11 protein-coding genes are annotated in these 15174 nt (G+C 72.1%); 1 reads left to right on the top strand and 10 read right to left on the bottom strand.

Going from position 1 to position 15174, the window contains the following annotated elements; translation table 11 throughout:
* Positions 1 to 2 precede the first annotated feature (2 nt).
* A complete protein-coding gene (locus B207_RS0102745) occupies positions 3 to 1472 on the top strand; it encodes a helix-turn-helix domain-containing protein (RefSeq protein ID WP_018634977.1) in 1470 nt (489 codons plus the stop codon).
* Positions 1473 to 1553: 81 nt separating this feature from the next.
* On the opposite strand, the gene cutA is transcribed toward B207_RS0102745, so the two are convergent.
* From cutA to ruvC, 10 genes are all read right to left on the bottom strand, one after another.
* The gene (gene cutA, locus B207_RS0102740) at positions 1554 to 1883 is read right to left on the bottom strand and encodes a divalent-cation tolerance protein CutA (RefSeq protein WP_018634976.1); all 330 of its coding nucleotides are present in this window, start codon (positions 1881 to 1883) and stop codon (positions 1554 to 1556) included.
* A 196-nt stretch (positions 1884 to 2079) separates the two neighbouring features.
* Positions 2080 to 4632: a RelA/SpoT family protein gene (locus tag B207_RS0102735; protein WP_018634975.1), complete on the bottom strand. Its 2553-nt coding sequence runs from the start codon at positions 4630 to 4632 to the stop codon at positions 2080 to 2082.
* A 23-nt stretch (positions 4633 to 4655) separates the two neighbouring features.
* Entirely contained in the window at positions 4656 to 7304 is a 2649-nt protein-coding gene (locus tag B207_RS0102730; RefSeq protein ID WP_018634974.1) for a RelA/SpoT family protein, read from the bottom strand.
* A gap of 214 nt (positions 7305 to 7518) precedes the next feature.
* Entirely contained in the window at positions 7519 to 8073 is a 555-nt protein-coding gene (locus B207_RS0102725; RefSeq protein ID WP_018634973.1) for an adenine phosphoribosyltransferase, read from the bottom strand.
* A gap of 194 nt (positions 8074 to 8267) precedes the next feature.
* The gene (gene secF / locus B207_RS0102720; RefSeq protein ID WP_018634972.1) at positions 8268 to 9527 is read right to left on the bottom strand and encodes a protein translocase subunit SecF; all 1260 of its coding nucleotides are present in this window, start codon (positions 9525 to 9527) and stop codon (positions 8268 to 8270) included.
* Position 9528: 1 nt separating this feature from the next.
* A complete protein-coding gene (secD, locus tag B207_RS0102715; protein ID WP_018634971.1) occupies positions 9529 to 11595 on the bottom strand; it encodes a protein translocase subunit SecD in 2067 nt (688 codons plus the stop codon).
* Positions 11596 to 11937: 342 nt separating this feature from the next.
* The gene (gene yajC / locus B207_RS0102710; RefSeq protein ID WP_018634970.1) at positions 11938 to 12501 is read right to left on the bottom strand and encodes a preprotein translocase subunit YajC; all 564 of its coding nucleotides are present in this window, start codon (positions 12499 to 12501) and stop codon (positions 11938 to 11940) included.
* Positions 12502 to 12637: 136 nt separating this feature from the next.
* Positions 12638 to 13699, bottom strand: a complete 1062-nt coding sequence (gene ruvB / locus B207_RS0102705; RefSeq protein ID WP_018634969.1) for a Holliday junction branch migration DNA helicase RuvB — start codon at positions 13697 to 13699, stop codon at positions 12638 to 12640.
* Between the two features lie 109 nt (positions 13700 to 13808).
* Positions 13809 to 14546, bottom strand: a complete 738-nt coding sequence (ruvA, locus tag B207_RS0102695) for a Holliday junction branch migration protein RuvA (protein ID WP_018634967.1) — start codon at positions 14544 to 14546, stop codon at positions 13809 to 13811.
* A 48-nt stretch (positions 14547 to 14594) separates the two neighbouring features.
* The gene (ruvC, locus tag B207_RS0102690; RefSeq protein WP_026310593.1) at positions 14595 to 15113 is read right to left on the bottom strand and encodes a crossover junction endodeoxyribonuclease RuvC; all 519 of its coding nucleotides are present in this window, start codon (positions 15111 to 15113) and stop codon (positions 14595 to 14597) included.
* Positions 15114 to 15174 lie beyond the last annotated feature (61 nt).

The following is a 15174-nucleotide window of genomic DNA, read 5'->3' as shown; positions in this document are numbered from 1 at the left end:
CGATGGAGCGCCCGGCAGGATCGTCGGCGGGTCATACCTCGCCGAGGACGACGCAGCCGAACGACCACAGACCGGCAACCGCCGGCCTGGCCCGTACCCCGAACGTCCGGCTGCGCACCTCACGGGAGGAACGCGGCTGGTCCCAGGAACGTCTGGCGAGCGAGATCCGGCGCTTCTCGGTCATCCACGAGGGCCGCGAGGCCGGCGTGACCGGAAATATGATCTGCAAATGGGAAAAGGGCGACAAAAAGCCCAGTCTTCGCTACCAACGGCTGCTGCGCGCCCTGTTCGAGCGTTCCTCGGCCGAGCTCGGTTTCGTCGACGACGACCCGAGCACCGGTCTGGCCGGCCTGCGCGCCGCCCCCGCCGGGCGGGCCTCCCGGGAGATCGGCAGCCCTGCCGGCACCCTTCTCATCCAGACGGAGAACGGGGCCGATCCCGCCGGTGACATTCCCGTCGAGCGCCGCGGCTTCCTCCGGCTGTTCGCCGCCGCGGGCGGCGTCGCCGTCGTCCCGCTGAGCACGGCCGGCGCCGACAACGCGCCGTGGGAGCGGCTGTCCGCCGCCCTGCGCCGGCGCACCACCGTCACCCCGGAGCTGACCGACGAGCTGAGCCGGTGCACCGCCGGGCTGTACAGCCTGGAGGAGCGCGTTCCGGCCCGGGCCCTGTTCCCTCGGGTCACCGGTCATCTCGGCACGCTCACCCAGCTCCTGGAGTCCAGCGGCCGCTCTCCGGCCCGCCGCGACCTCGCCTCGACCGCGGGTGAGACCGCCGCGCTCGCCGGCTGGCTCGCGTTCGACATGAACGACGTTCCCTCCGCGCTGGCGTACTACCGGGTCGCCATCGAGGCGGCCCGGGAGGCCGACGACAGCGCACTGTGGGCCTGTGTGCTGGGTTACGAGAGCTACCACAGCGCCGGCATCGGCCGGCACGACCAGGCCTGCGCGCTGCTCGCCGAGGCCCAGCGCCGCGCCGCGAGCGGCAGCACCGTCATGACGAAGGCCTGGCTCGCCGGGCGGGAGGCCGAGGAGCAGGCCGCCCGCGGCGAGGGCCGGGCCGCGCTCGCCGCCCTGGACCGAGCCCAGGACTCGTTCGACCGCGCGGACGACGGCGACCGGGTCTGGACGCAGTTCTTCGACCGCGGCCGGCTGGACGGCATCAAGGTCACGACCTACACGCGGCTGCGCCGCCCCGCAGCGGCCCACGCCGCCGCGACCGAGGCACTACGGACCTCCCCGCACAGCGGTACGAAGAAGCGATCTCTGCTGCTCGGTGACATCGCCGAGGTCCATATCCAACGGCGGGAGATCGAAGCGGCGACCCAGTACGCGACCGAATCGCTGGCCATCGTCGCGGCGACCGACTTCTCGCTGGGGCTGACCCGGATCCGGCGCGTGCGGGAACACCTGCGCCCCTGGCAGAACACTCAGGCGGTGCGGGATCTGGACGAACAGCTACGGGCCCTGGTCTGAGTCAGCTCTCGCCGCCCGGAGGCGGCGCGGAGGCGGCGCGGGATCAGCCACCGCCCGGTCACGGCACTGGCCCCGCGAGGATCAGCTCCGGATCGACGGAGCGGTCTCCGCGGTGATCCAGTCCAGATAGTCGACGTGGCCGGAGACGATCGGAGTCGCGATGATCTCCGGCGTCTCGTAGGGATGCGCGGCGGCGAGCTCCGTGATCAGGTCGGCCACTCGCTCACTCGTTGTTTTGGCGAGACACAACCATTCGTCGGACTGCTCGATCTCGCCGTTCCACCGGTAAGTGCTCCGAATCGGCCCGACCACCTGGAAACAGGCGGCGAGGCGCTGCTCGACGAGTGCTCTGCCGATACGGTCCGCGGCGTCTGGTGAGTCGATGCTCGTGATGACCTGAAGGTATCCCACGCGTACTCCCACCCATAACCGATGGCTACGCGGGATACTCTACATCGCACACCCAGCAGGACCGTTGATTTTTTGCCGATGACGGCGGGTGGCACATTAGATACAAGCCCGACTAGTTCCGGAATGACGGGTCGCTTGTTTCGGGTCAAATCGACACGGAGCGCGTAAATCATCCCCGGAGTGCTCGCCCGCCACGTCACCCCGTCGTCTGGCACGCCCGGTAACAGTCATAGACCCCGCCGACACTCCGTACCGCTGCCAGCACCCGGTCAAGCTGGTCGGGACCGGTGACCTCGATGGTGAAACGGGCGTGTGCCACCCTGTCCTCCGAGGTCGACGTCGACGCCGCCCGTACCGAGGCTGAGGTGTCGGACAGGACCTCGGTGATATCTGCCAGCAATCCGTAACGGTCGAAGGCCTCCACCGCGATTTCCGTGGGGAAGGTCTGACTCTCCGCAGCGGTCCATCCCTGCACGGTCACCTGTTCGCGTGATGCCGCCGACGTGGCGGCGTTCGCGCATTCCTGTCGGTGCAGGGAGACGGCGCTGCTGTTGCCGGCGAAGCCGACCACGGTGTCCCCGGGGAGCGGAAGGCAACATCGGGCCAGACGCACCGGCACGTCAGTGCCCCCGATCTCGGCGAAGCCCGCCCAGTTCTGGGTTCCGCGGCGGGTGGAAGCCTGCGCTGCGGCAGCACCGGCCGATTCACGTCCACGCGGGCCGCCGGCCGCGCCCGGCCGTTCCTCGCGCCTTCCCGACCCGCCGCGCCGCGCCCGGCGCCCGGCGCGGGCCGGCTCCGTCTCCGCGGCCTCATCGGCCTGCTCAGGTCCGGCCGTCCCCGCGACCGGTGCGGAACCGGCCTCGGCTGGAGGGCCGTCGAGAACCGGCGATCGGCCGGGCGTCACTCCCCCGGCGGTGGCGGCGGTGGCGAGCGCCACCGCCGCGCCCGCGCCGGTACGGATGCCCCCGGGCGCCCCCGGGCGGCCGACTGCGCCATGCGGGCCTGTCGCTCGGGCGGGTGGTACCTGGTCGCCGTCCCAGGAGCCGGCAGCGACCGCAGGCCGCGCGACGGGCCCGCCCGAAGCGCCCGAGCCACCGGAAACGGCGGGAGCGACGGGAGCGCCGCTCTGGGTCGCGCGCGCCTGCGCGTCCCGGCGGGCACGGGCCAACCGCTTCCGGATTCGAACCCGCGCGCGGGACGTCCGCACGAACTCCAGCCAGTCCTCGCTCGGACCCGCGCCGGGCAGGTTGGAGGTGAGGATCTGCACGACGTCGCCGTTGCGCAGCCGGGTGTGCAGCGGCACCAGCCGGCCGTTGACCCGGGCTCCGATGGCCCGGTGGCCGACGTCGGTGTGCACCGCGTAGGCGACGTCCACCGGTGAGGAACGCGCCGGCAACGCGATCATCTTGCCCTTCGGAGTGAAGGTCAGGACCTCGTCGGAGTTGAGGTCCGAGGAGAGGGATTCCAGGAACTCGCCCGGGTCGACGGTGTCGACCTGCCAGTCGAGCAGGCTGTGCAGCCACGAGAGGCCTTCGAGACGCGCACCGTCCGCGCCCGGACCGACCGGTTTGGCCACGATGCCCGTCTCGGCCAGCCGGTGCATGGACGGGGTGCGGATCTGGATGTCGACGGTGCGCCCGGCATCGTCCGTCACGCTGGTGTGCAGGCTCTGGTACATGTTGAACTTGGGCGTGGCGACGAAGTCACGCAGCCGGCCCGGTACCGGCCGCCACATCCCGTGGATGACACCGAGGGCCGCATAGCAGTCGGTGATGTCGTCGACGAGGACGAGCACCCGGACGATGTCGTTGTAGTCGCGGGGCGGCCGGCCGCGCTCCTGGGCCCGCTTGTGGATCGAGAAGATGTGGCTGGTCCGGATGGACACGGAGCCGCCGACCCGGGCCTCGGCGAGCGCGCCGCGCAGCTGCGCGACCATCCCGCCCAGGACGCCGCTGGCCCGCTCCGCGGCGGTGAAGTCGTCGACCATCGCGGAGATCTGGCGGTGCTCCTCGGGGTTGAGCACCGCGAACGACCGGTCCTCCAGCTCCCGCTTGATCACGCTCACGCCGAGACGGTGCGCGAGCGGCGCCAGGACCTCCAGGGTGACCCGCGAGATCTTCTGCTGCTTGGGCTCCGACATGAAGCCCAGCGTGCGCATGTTGTGCAGCCGGTCAGCGATCTTGATGACGAGCACCCGGTAGTCGCGGGCCAGCGCGACGATCAGCTTGCGCAGGGTCTCGGCCTCGGCGGCCTCGCCGAACCGCATCTTGTCGAGCTTGGTCACCCCGTCGACGAGGTTCGCGACCTCGCCGTTGAACTCCTCCGCCACGGCGGCCAGCGAGTAGCCGGTGTCCTCGACCGTGTCGTGCAACAGCGCCGCGATGAGCGTGGTGGTGTCGACGCCGAGCTCGGCGAGCACCTCGGCGACGGCGAGCGGATGGCTGATGTACGGATCGCCGCTGCGCCGGATCTGGCCGGCGTGCAGGTCGTCCGCCACCGTGTAGGCGCGGATCACCGCCGCGATGTCCGCCTTAGGGTGGAAGTCCCGGTGCGCCTCGACCAGGTCCCGCAGCTCCGGGGGCACCTGCGGGGTGCGCGGCGCTGCCATCCGGCGGGCCAGATGCGCCAGGCGCATGCTCGCCTGGCGGGCGGCGGCCACCGTCCGGGAGTCGGCGTCGCCGTCCGCCCGTGCCAGCGCGGGCGAGAAGCCGCCCGCCGGAAGACCCGCTCCCGCGGCCTCAGCATTCACGGCGTGCCCCCTCGCCCTCGCGGTCAGCTCTGTATGTCCGAGGTGACCCGGAAACAGTCGTACACGCCGTCGGTGGATCTGACGGCGTCGAGAATGTGGCCGAGATGCTTGGCGTCACCCATCTCGAAGGTGAACCGGCTCACCGCGACCTGCTCCCGCGTCGTGGTGACCGACGCGGAGAGGATGTTGACGTGATGGTCCGACAGGACCCGGGTCACGTCGGAGAGCAGCCTGGTCCGGTCCAGCGCCTCGACCTGGATGACGACGAGGAACACGGAACCCGATGACGGCGCCCACTCGACGGTGACCGTCCGGTCGTGCGGGCCGCCGCGCAGGCTGTCGAGGTTGACGCAGTCGGAACGGTGCACCGACACGCCCTTCCCCCTGGTGACGAAGCCCGCGATGTCGTCGCCGGGCATCGGGGTGCAGCAGCGGGCGAGCTTCACCCAGACGTCCGAGGCGCCCGTGACCAGCACACCCGGATCGCCACCGGCACGGCGCAGGGCCCGGATCGGCAGCTCGGTCTCGGCCGCGTCCTCCTCGGCGCTCTCGGCGCCGCCCAGGCTCTGCAACAGCCGGTTCACCACCGCCTGCGCGCTGACGTTGTTCTCCCCGACCGCCGCGTACAGGGCCGTGACGTCCGCGTAGCGCATGTCCTTCGCCAGGGTCAGCAGCGCGTCGCCGGTCATCAGCCGGGCCAGCGGCAGGCCGTGGCGCCGCATCGCCCGGCCGATCGCGTCCCGACCGGCCACGATCGCGTCCTCGCGGCGCTCACGCGCATGCCACTGACGGATCTTGGTCCGGGCCCGCGAGGAGCGGACGAACATCAGCCAGTCCTCGCTGGGACCGGCGGAGTGCGCTCGGGAGGTGAACACCTCCACCACGTCGCCGTTCTCCAGCTCGGTGTCCAGCGCGGCGAGCCGGCCGTTGACCCGGGCACCGACGCACTGGTTGCCGATGTCGGTGTGCACCGCGTAGGCGAAGTCGACCGGGGTCGAGCCCAGCGGCAGCGGGATCACGTCGCCCTTCGGCGTGAAGACGAAGACCTCGTCCGCGGCACCGTCGAAGCGCAGGCTGTCGAGGAACTCCCCCGGGTCGGCCGTCTCCCGCTGCCAGTCGAGGATCTGGCGCAGCCAGTTCCTCAGGTCCGGGGCGGTGCCACCGGCCGGGCCGCCGGACTTCGCGGCAGCGCGGCGCGAGGAGCCGGACGTCCGCGCGCCCGACCCGTCCTCCTTGTACTTCCAGTGCGCCGCGATGCCGTACTCGGCCCGGTTGTGCATCGAGTGCGTCCGGATCTGCAGCTCGACCGGCTTGCCCTCGGGCCCGATGACCGTCGTGTGCAGCGACTGGTACATGTTGTACTTGGGCATCGCGATGTAGTCCTTGAACCGGCCCGGAATCGGCTTCCAGTTCGCGTGGACGGTGCCCAGCGCCGCGTAGCAGTCCCGGACCGAGTCGACCAGGACCCGGATTCCCACCAGGTCGTAGATGTCCTCGAAGGACCGGCCGCGAACCACCATCTTCTGGTAGATCGAGTAGTAGTGCTTCGGCCGGCCCGTCACCACAGCCTTGATCCGCGCGTCGGCGAGCTGCGCCTGCACCTGCGCGGACGTCTCGGTCAGGTAGACGTCCCGGCTGGGCGCGCGGTCGGCGACGAGCCGGACGATCTCGTCGTAGCGCTTGGGGAACAGCGCGGCGAACGCCAGGTCCTCCAGCTCCCACTTCAGCGAGTTCATGCCGAGCCGGTGAGCCAGCGGCGCGTAGATCTCCAGCGTCTCGCGCGCCTTGCGCTCCTGCTTGTGCTCGGGCAGGAACCGCAGCGTCCGCATGTTGTGCAACCGGTCGGCCAGTTTCACCACCAGCGCGCGGGGGTCGCGGGCCATCGCGACGACCATCCGCCGGATGGTCTCCGTCTGTGCGGCCTCGCCGACCTTGACCCGGTTCAGCTTGCTGACCGCGTCGACGATCTGCAGCACCTGCGAACCGAACTCGGCCTCGATCGTCTCGGGCGGGAGGTCCGTCTCCTCCAGCGTGTCGTGCAGCAGGGCCGCGCACAGGGTCGGAATGTCCATGCCGAGGTCGGCGAGAATGCTCGCCACCGCGATCGGATGGGTGATGTACGGGTGCCCGGAGAAGCGGACCTGGCCGGCGTGCGCCGCGTCGGCCACCTCGAACGCCCGCTGGACCTGGCCGATCTCCGCCCGCGGATGGTTCGCCAGCAGCCCGCGGAGCACCGGGTCCAGCGAGGACGGCGGCGTCGCCCGGTGTGTGCCGAGCCGGGCGAACCGCCCGCGCACCCGCCGCGGCAGGGGCGGGGACTCGTGCCCGAGCCGGGGCACCACCGGTGACCCGCTCGCGGGATCGGTGTCGTCCGCCTCGGGCGGAACGGGACCACCGTCAGCCGCGGCAGACCCGCCTGCCGGCCCACCAGCCGCGATGTTGATGGCCGTGGCACCGCCGGCAGCGCCGACACCGCCCGGTCCGGAAGCCGGAAGCCCGGCCGCCGGCTGATCGGCGGCCTCGCCCGCGGTGGACCGCCCACCGACCGCGCCACCCGCCCCGGCGGCGGGCGGCCTGCCCCCGCCTGGGGCAGGCTGCGCCGGCCGCGTCTCCCCGGCGGATGACGCGGCCGTCGGCACAGCTCCGGTGGTCACCGGCGGCGCCTCGGGCACGGGCCGCTCCTGCTCAGCACATGAGCCACGGCACGGATGTGCGAAGGGCTCCTGACGTTGAGGTTAACGCTGTTGCCGCCTGTTGCCTTCCGCAGCCCCGCCGAGTCCACCCCGCGGCCACCTGCCGGTCACCGAAGCCGACCTGGAGCCCGACCCTGGACTCGACCTGGGACCACCGTGCGTGAACGGCATAAGCCATAACCCGGACGAAGGGTCAGAGTTTCATGATCGACGTGACGTCGAGAACACCCGTACGGTCCCGCCCCGACAGGAAGGTCAGCTCCATCAGGACGGCGAGCCCGACCACATCCGCCCCGCAGCCACGCAGCAGGTTGTGGGCGGCGACCGCGGTACCGCCGGTGGCGAGCACGTCGTCGATGATCAGGACCCGCTCTCCGGCGGGCACGGCGTCCTCGTGAATCTCCAGAGTGGCCGTGCCGTACTCCAGCGCGTACGACTCGCTCCGGGTCACCCCGGGCAGCTTGCCCTGCTTGCGCACCGGCACCAGGCCCGCCCCGATCCGGTCGGCCACCGGCGCGGCCAGCAGGAACCCACGTGCCTCGACGCCCGCGATGGTGGTGGCCCCCCGCTGCCGGGCCAGGTCCGCGAGGGCACCGATGATCACCCCGAACGCCGCCGGGGTGGACAGCAGCGGGGTGATGTCCTTGAAGACGACTCCGGGCTTCGGGAAGTCCGGGACGTCACGGACGTGGGCGGCGAGCACATCTGCGGCCGTGCCGAACTCCAGCCCGCTGTCGACGCTCGTCATCGTGGTGACCTCTCCGATCCTCGTTGTCGCCGCCCGTCAGGGCGGCCCTGTCCGCGTCGCTGTGATGCCGGCTTCGATCTGCTTTACGCCGCCGGGCCCGCCCACCCACAGCGGATCCGGGCCTGATTTCCAGCCCGGTGGCACCGCCACCGGGTTCTGGCGAGCCACGCGCGGAACCGGGCCGCGGGGTGGTGCTAGCGCGAGCGCTTCTTACCACCGGGACGTCGCCCTGCGCCGGGTCTGGGCTTCGCGCCACGCTGCCGAGCCGACGAACCGCCGAGCGATCCCGCTCCCCGGCCCGCTCCACCCGCGCTTCCGGCACCGGCCGCCGCGGGGAGCAACCCGCCCCCGCCCCCGACCCCGACCGCGTCGCCGGGGCCCCGCGCCTCCGGCTGGTCCGGATCGTCCGACTGCAGGGCGGCTGCCGCGCCCTCCTCCGGCCGGGCCTGCGCCGAGCGGCCGGTCCGGCCGGCTTCCGAACGGGCCCGGCTCGCCCGTGCCCGGGCCACCCGGGCATCGAGCGCACGCACGTCCGCCTCGTTCCGCTTGAGGTCGACGAGCAGCGGGGTTGCGAAGAAGAGCGAGGAGTACGTGCCGGACGCGATACCGACGAACTGGGCGAGCGCGAGGTCCTTCAGCGTGCCCGCACCCAGCAGGCCGGCGCCGACGAACAGCAGCGAGGCGACGGGGATCAGCGCGATCAGCGAGGTGTTCAGCGAACGGACCAGTGTTTCGTTCAGCGCGTCGTTCGTCGCCTCCGCGTAGGTCCGCCGGGTCGACGTCGCCATTCCGGCGGTGTTCTCCCGAACCCGGTCGAACACGACCACCGTGTCGTAGAGCGAGAAACCGAGGATGGTCAGGACCGCGATGATCGTGGACGGCGTGACCTCGAACCCGACGAGCGAGTAGATGCCCATGGTGACCACCAGGTCATGGACGAGGGCGGCCATCGCCGCCGCGGCCATCTTCCACTCGAACCGGATGGACAGATAGATCATCACGAGTACCAGGAAGACGATCAGGCCCTGGATCGCCTTGTTCGTGATGGTCGATCCCCAGGACGATCCGACCGTGGACACGGCGATGTTCTCGTCCGGGTTCTCGACGTTGAAGGTCTCCGCCAGGGCGTTCTGCACCTGCTCGGTCTGCTGGTCGGACAGCGTCGGTGTCTGCACCCGGAACTGCCCGGACGTCTCCAGCCGCTGGACGACGCTGTCCGCGGGATCGACCCCGTTGTCAGCCAGGACCTGTTCGACCTGCTCGACGGAGCCGCCGTTGGTCGGAAGCTGGAACACCGCCCCGCCGGAGAACTCGATACCGAGCGTGAAGCCCCGGACAATCATGCTCAGCACACAGATCGCGATCAGTACGCCGGACACGGCGTACCAGACGCGCCGGCGGCCGACGAAGTCGACGTGGAACTCGCTGCGGTAGAGACGACCCAGCATCGACATGTCAGTGCTCCCGCCTCTGCCCGGCGGTACGCCGGCCCGATCCCGGCCGCGCCGCCGGCTTCCTCAGCTGGGGCACCGAGCCCGGCGGACCGGAATCCCCCTCGCCCGGAAGGTCGTCGCCCCCGCCGCCCGCCGCGGTGCCGGCCTCCCCGAGGGCAGTCGCCGGCCCCCGTTTCACCAGGCGCGCGGAACGCGCCCCGGTACCGCCGGTCGAAGATCCAGACAGCCCGGAGAACCGACTGGTGCTGAACAGCGGCCGGCGCACCAGCACCGTGACGAGCGGGCGGGTGAAGATGAACATGATCAGGACGTCGACGAGGGTCGACAGGCCGAGCGTGAACGCGAAGCCCCGGACGGAGCCCACCGACAGGATGTAGAGCACCGCGGCGGCGAGGAACGACACGGTGTCGGCGGACAGCATGGTGCGGCGGGACGCCGGCCAGGCCCGGTCGACAGCGGTGCGGATGCTGCGGCCGGCCTTGACCTCGTCCTTGATCCGTTCGAAGTAGACGACGAACGAGTCCGCCGTGACACCGATCGAGACGATGAGGCCGGCGATCCCGGCGAGGGTCAGCGTGAAGCCGATCGCGTCGCCGAGGAGCACGACCGCCGCGTAGTTCAGCGCGGCGCTGGCCGCCAGCGATGTGATCACGACGACGCCGAGCGCCCGGTAGTAGAGGAACGAGTAGATGACCACCAGGCCGAGACCGATGGCGCCGGCCAGCAGGCCGCCCTGCAGCGACTCCCGGCCCAGCGTCGGGGAGATCGACTCCGCCTGCGAGCGCTCGAAGGCCAGCGGCAGCGCGCCGAAGCGCAGCACGTCGGCGAGGTCCTCGGCCTCCGACTGGGAGAAGTCACCCGAGATCTCGGCCGAGCCGGCGATGCGCTCGTTCGTCTGCGGAGCGGACTGGACGACCCCGTCGAGCACGATCGCGACCTGGGTGCCGACCGTCTCTTCGGTGAGCCTGGTGAACTTGCCCTGACCGGCGCCGGTGAACTCGACGTTGACAGCCCACTCGTTGGTCGTGACGCCCGTCGGACCGCCGCCGCCACGCAGGCCGGCCGAGGCGGAGGAGACATCCGTCCCGACCAGGGCGGCGGGCTTCAGCAGGTACTTCGTCGTGCCGTCGCGGTCGCAGGCCGCGATCCAGTCCTCCGGGCGGTCCAGGCTGGCGGTGGAGCTGCGCACCCCGGTGGCCGAGCATGTCAGGTTCGCGAACCGCTCGGCGACGTCGGCGGGCGGGCTGTCCGTGCCCGTGGACGGCGCGGCGGGCGCCGCTGGTGCCGGAGACACCGGCGCCGCGGGAGCCGTCGCGGCGGCGCTCGGGACCGCGCCCGGCGCCAGAGCGGTACCCGGGGTTGGAGCGGTACCCGGTGCCGCGGTGCCGGACGAGCCGGTTGCCGCCGCGAGCTGGATCCGGGGCCCGGCGTCCGACCCGGCTGTGAAGGATGCGGGCTGGGCCGCGAAGCCGGAACCGCTGCCGGGCACACCGAGTGCGGCCGGCTGCTGGCTCGTGGGTGCTCCGGTCGCCGCCGGAGTCGGTGCTCCGGTCGCCGCCGGAGTCGGAGCCTCACCGGTCGGTGCGGTGCCGCCTGGAGCGGTCGTCGCCCCCGGGGCCGGGGCCCCGGACGGGGCGGGGGTGGCGCCCGGCGCCGGTGTCGCCGGCGCGACGGACTGTGCGATGTCCGACCCGGCCACCTCGCGGAAGCGCAGCTCGGCGGTCTGGCCGACAAGGGACACGACGTCGTTGCGCCCGCGGCCCGGGACGGCGATCTCGATGGTGTCGCCCGCACGGCGCACCTCGGCCTCGGCCACCCCGAGGCCGTCGACCCGCTCGCGGATGACGTCCACGGCCTTGTCGAGGGCGGAGTCGTCGACCGAGCCGCCGGTCACCGACCGGGGCGTCAGAATGACGCTCGTTCCGCCCTGGAGGTCGAGGCCGAGTTTCGGCGTCCAGGTGCTGGTGAGGGCCATGAGGCCGTAGAGGACGGCGAGCAGAGCACCAAGTGCCCCGAGCCGAGCGCCGACGGAGATACCTCCGGAGGCTCGTGCCGAGCGACGTGCCAACGCCAAGTCCTTCCTCACACACCGTCACCGATTCCGGCGGCGCCTACCGATTCCGAACGAGTGTCACCGAGGGTACGTTCCAACAGGCCCGCCGTGACACCACCAGCCGTCGACGGGCGCGTGACGGTCGGCGATGGCAGGCACCACGCCCGCACCACAGCATCCGCCGAGCCTCCGAATGACATTGCACCGACCGGTGTCCACCCGACCCGGGGCCCGACTGCCGGCGTTCCGGGAACGGTGGAGAGATGGCCCGACGCCCGCCGGATGCTCGACGCCGGACTTCGATCCGGACCACAGAGAGTTACGAGCACGGCGGGCAACCAGCGCCCGGAGGGCGGTCTAGAGCTCCTTGCGCGGCGGGTTCGAATTCCCGCCCGTGCCCTCGGTGTCACCATCGGGACGCGGATCGTCACCAGTGGACCCGGCAGTACCGGCAGTACCGGCAGTACCGCTGTCACTCGCCGGACCCGTCGAGCCCGCTGTGCCCGTCGTCCCGGTCTCGTCAGTGGCGTCAGACCCGTCCGCCGCCCTGCTCGCGTCGCCGTGGGTGGTTCCGGCCGGCGCGGCATGGTCGCCGTCCGCGGTGTCGCTCTCGGAATCCGGAGTACTGATCACCCGGGCGATGGCGTTGCGGCCGAACCGGCAGACCACATCCGGCGCGATCTCCAGGAGGACATCGGAGCCGTCCTGCTCGACCACGGTCGCGTACAGACCGGCAGTGGTCACGACAAGCGTGCCGGGCACGATCTGGGAGAGCTGCTGCTGCTGCGCCTTCGCGCGGCGGCGCTGCGTCGAGAAGAAGTAAACGATCAACAGCACAATGAGGAGCGGAAAGATCAGTCCACTGATGGAGCTGCCGCCGTCGTTGTCCGCCGCGCTCGTCAAGATCGCGAGTTCCTGCACGTCCTGCCCTCCTGGGTGTCGCGGCTGATCGTACGTATCCGCGTCACGGCCACCGCGGGCAGCCTGCCGGTGTGTTCCCGTGCTGGATGGGTTCGGGGCGCGCCGGCCCGTACGCCAGCGCGTCGACGGGCCGGCTTCACACCGGCGGCGGCTCCTCGGCGAACAGCACGACCTGAGCCTGTGACCTGCCGAGCGCGTCCGACACCGGCTCCATTCCCAGATGGGTGAACGCCGCCGGGGTGGCCACCCGCCCACGGGCGGTGCGCACCAGCAGCCCCGCGCGCAGCAGGAACGGCTCGGACACGTCCTCGACCGTCTCCACCTCCTCGCCGACCGCCACGGCCAGGGTGCCGAGACCGACCGGACCACCGCCGAACCGGCGCACGAGCGCGTCGAGCACCGCGCGGTCGAGCCGGTCCAGGCCGAGCGCATCGACGTCGTAGACGCGCAGCGCGGCCTGGGCGACGTCCCGCGACACGACGCCGTCGGCCCGCACCTCGGCGTAGTCGCGGACCCTGCGCAGGAGACGGTTGGCGATCCGGGGCGTGCCGCGCGAACGGCCCGCCACCTCGACGGCGCCGTCGTCGGTGAGCCGCACGCCGAGCAGCCGCGCCGAGCGCGCCAGCACCAGGGCCAGCTCGTCGGCGTCGTAGAAGTCCATGTGCCCGGTGAAGCCGAAACGGTCCCGCAGCGGGCCGGTGAGAAGGCCCGACCGGGTGGTGGCACCGACCAGCGTGAACGGGGCGAGGTCCAGCGGGATCGCCGTCGCGCCCGGGCCCTTGCCGAGGACGACGTCCACCCGGAAGTCCTCCATCGCCGCGTAGAGGAGCTCCTCTGCCGGCCGCGCGATGCGGTGGATCTCGTCGAGGAAGAGCACCTCCCCGGGCGTCAGCGCGGTCAGGATCGCGACCAGGTCACCCGCCCGCTCGATCGCCGGGCCGCTGGTCATCCGCAGGGGGACGCCGAGCTCCTCCGCCACGATCATGGCCAGGCTCGTCTTGCCGAGCCCCGGCGGACCGGACAGCAGGACGTGGTCCGGCGGCCGGCCGCGGCCCTGCGCACCCTCCAGCATGATCGAGAGCTGTTCGCGCACCTTGCGCTGGCCGACGAACTCGTCCAGCGTCCGCGGGCGCAGGCCCGCTTCGAAGGCGCGTTCCTCCGGCGCGGCCGTGGCCGAGATCAGGCCGTCCTCGCTCACGCCACCTCCCGCGACACCGTGCTCGTCCTCCTGCCGTCGCTCCCGCTGCCGTCGCTCCCGCTGCCGTCGCTCCCGCTGCCGGCCGCCGCGCTCCCGGCGCTGACCGCGCTCATCGCGGCCGCAGGATCGCCAGGCTCGCGCGCAGCAGTGCGGCCGGGTCGTCAACCGCCGCGCCCGCACCAGTGGCGGTTCCGGCGGAGCCGGTCGCCTCGTCGGCGGCAGCCGCCCGCCCACCGCCCGCGGAGTCGCCATCGGACTCACCGGCCACGGCGAGGCCGGCCCGGGCGGCGATGACCGCCTCCTGCGCCTCCCGGGCGGTGTAACCGAGGCTGACCAGCGCATCACGCACCTGCTCACCGCCCGGGCCCCCGAGCCGGGCGTCGGGCGCCGGCGCCTGGCCGCCCCCGGGCGGCACCGTGCCACGCGCCGACGGAACCGGAGACGACGGGGGGCCGAGCCGGTCCCGCAGGTCGAGCACGATGCGCTGGGCGCCCTTGCGGCCGATCCCGGGGACCTTGGTCAGCGTGGCCAGGTCCTCCTCGGCGACGGCCCGGCGCACCGTGTCCGGACTGTGCACGCCCAGCACGGCCTGCGCGAGCCGCGGCCCGACGCCCGCCGCGCCCTGCAGGATCTCGAAGACGTCCCGCTCGTCCGCGTCGGCGAAACCGTAGAGCGTCAGCTCCGTCTCGCGCACGACGAGGGTCGTCGCCAGCCGTGCCCGCTCCCCGACCCGCAGCCGGCCCAGCGTCGACGGCGTGCACCAGACCAGCACACCGATCCCGCCGACCTCGACGACGGCGGACGCCGGCGACAGCGCCTGCACCGTCCCGCTGACCGAGGCGATCATGACTCTGTCATGCCCGGACGCCTCGCGGAGTCCGGACGCTTCGCGGAGTCATGCCCGTGCCCGCCGTGGATCCGCGGAGCGCAGCCGGGCGAGCGCCGGCCCGCGCCACAGGTGGCACAGGGCGAGCGCGAGCGCATCCGCGGCGTCGGCCGGGCGCGGCGCCTCCGGAAGATCAAGAAGCCTTGTCACCATGAACCCCACCTGTGCCTTGTCCGCCCGCCCGCTGCCGGTGACGGCGGCCTTCACCTCGCTGGGCGTGTACAGGCCGATCGGCAGCCCGCGACGGGCCGCCGCCACGATCGCCACGGCACCGGCCTGGGCCGTACCCATCACCGTGCGGACGTTCGCCTGGCTGAACACCTTCTCCACCGCCACGGCATCCGGGCGCAGCCGGTCCAGCCACTCCTCCACGCCCTCGGAGACGGCACGCAACCGCTGCGCCACCTCGTCGGAGGCCGGAGTGCGCACAACACCGACATCAACCAGATCAGCCCGACGACCCGGGCCACCGTCAACCACGCCGATACCGCAGCGGGTCAGGCCCGGGTCCACCCCGAGAACACGCAACGATGCCTCCCGGCCACGGTCACGAACATTCGTTCGATTCTAGTGGCCGGGGCAACACCGA

This window comes from Parafrankia elaeagni, assembly GCF_000374165.1.
Taxonomy (GTDB): Bacteria; Actinomycetota; Actinomycetes; order Frankiales; family Frankiaceae; genus Parafrankia; species Parafrankia elaeagni.
This window is presented reverse-complemented; position numbering and strand designations above follow the sequence as displayed.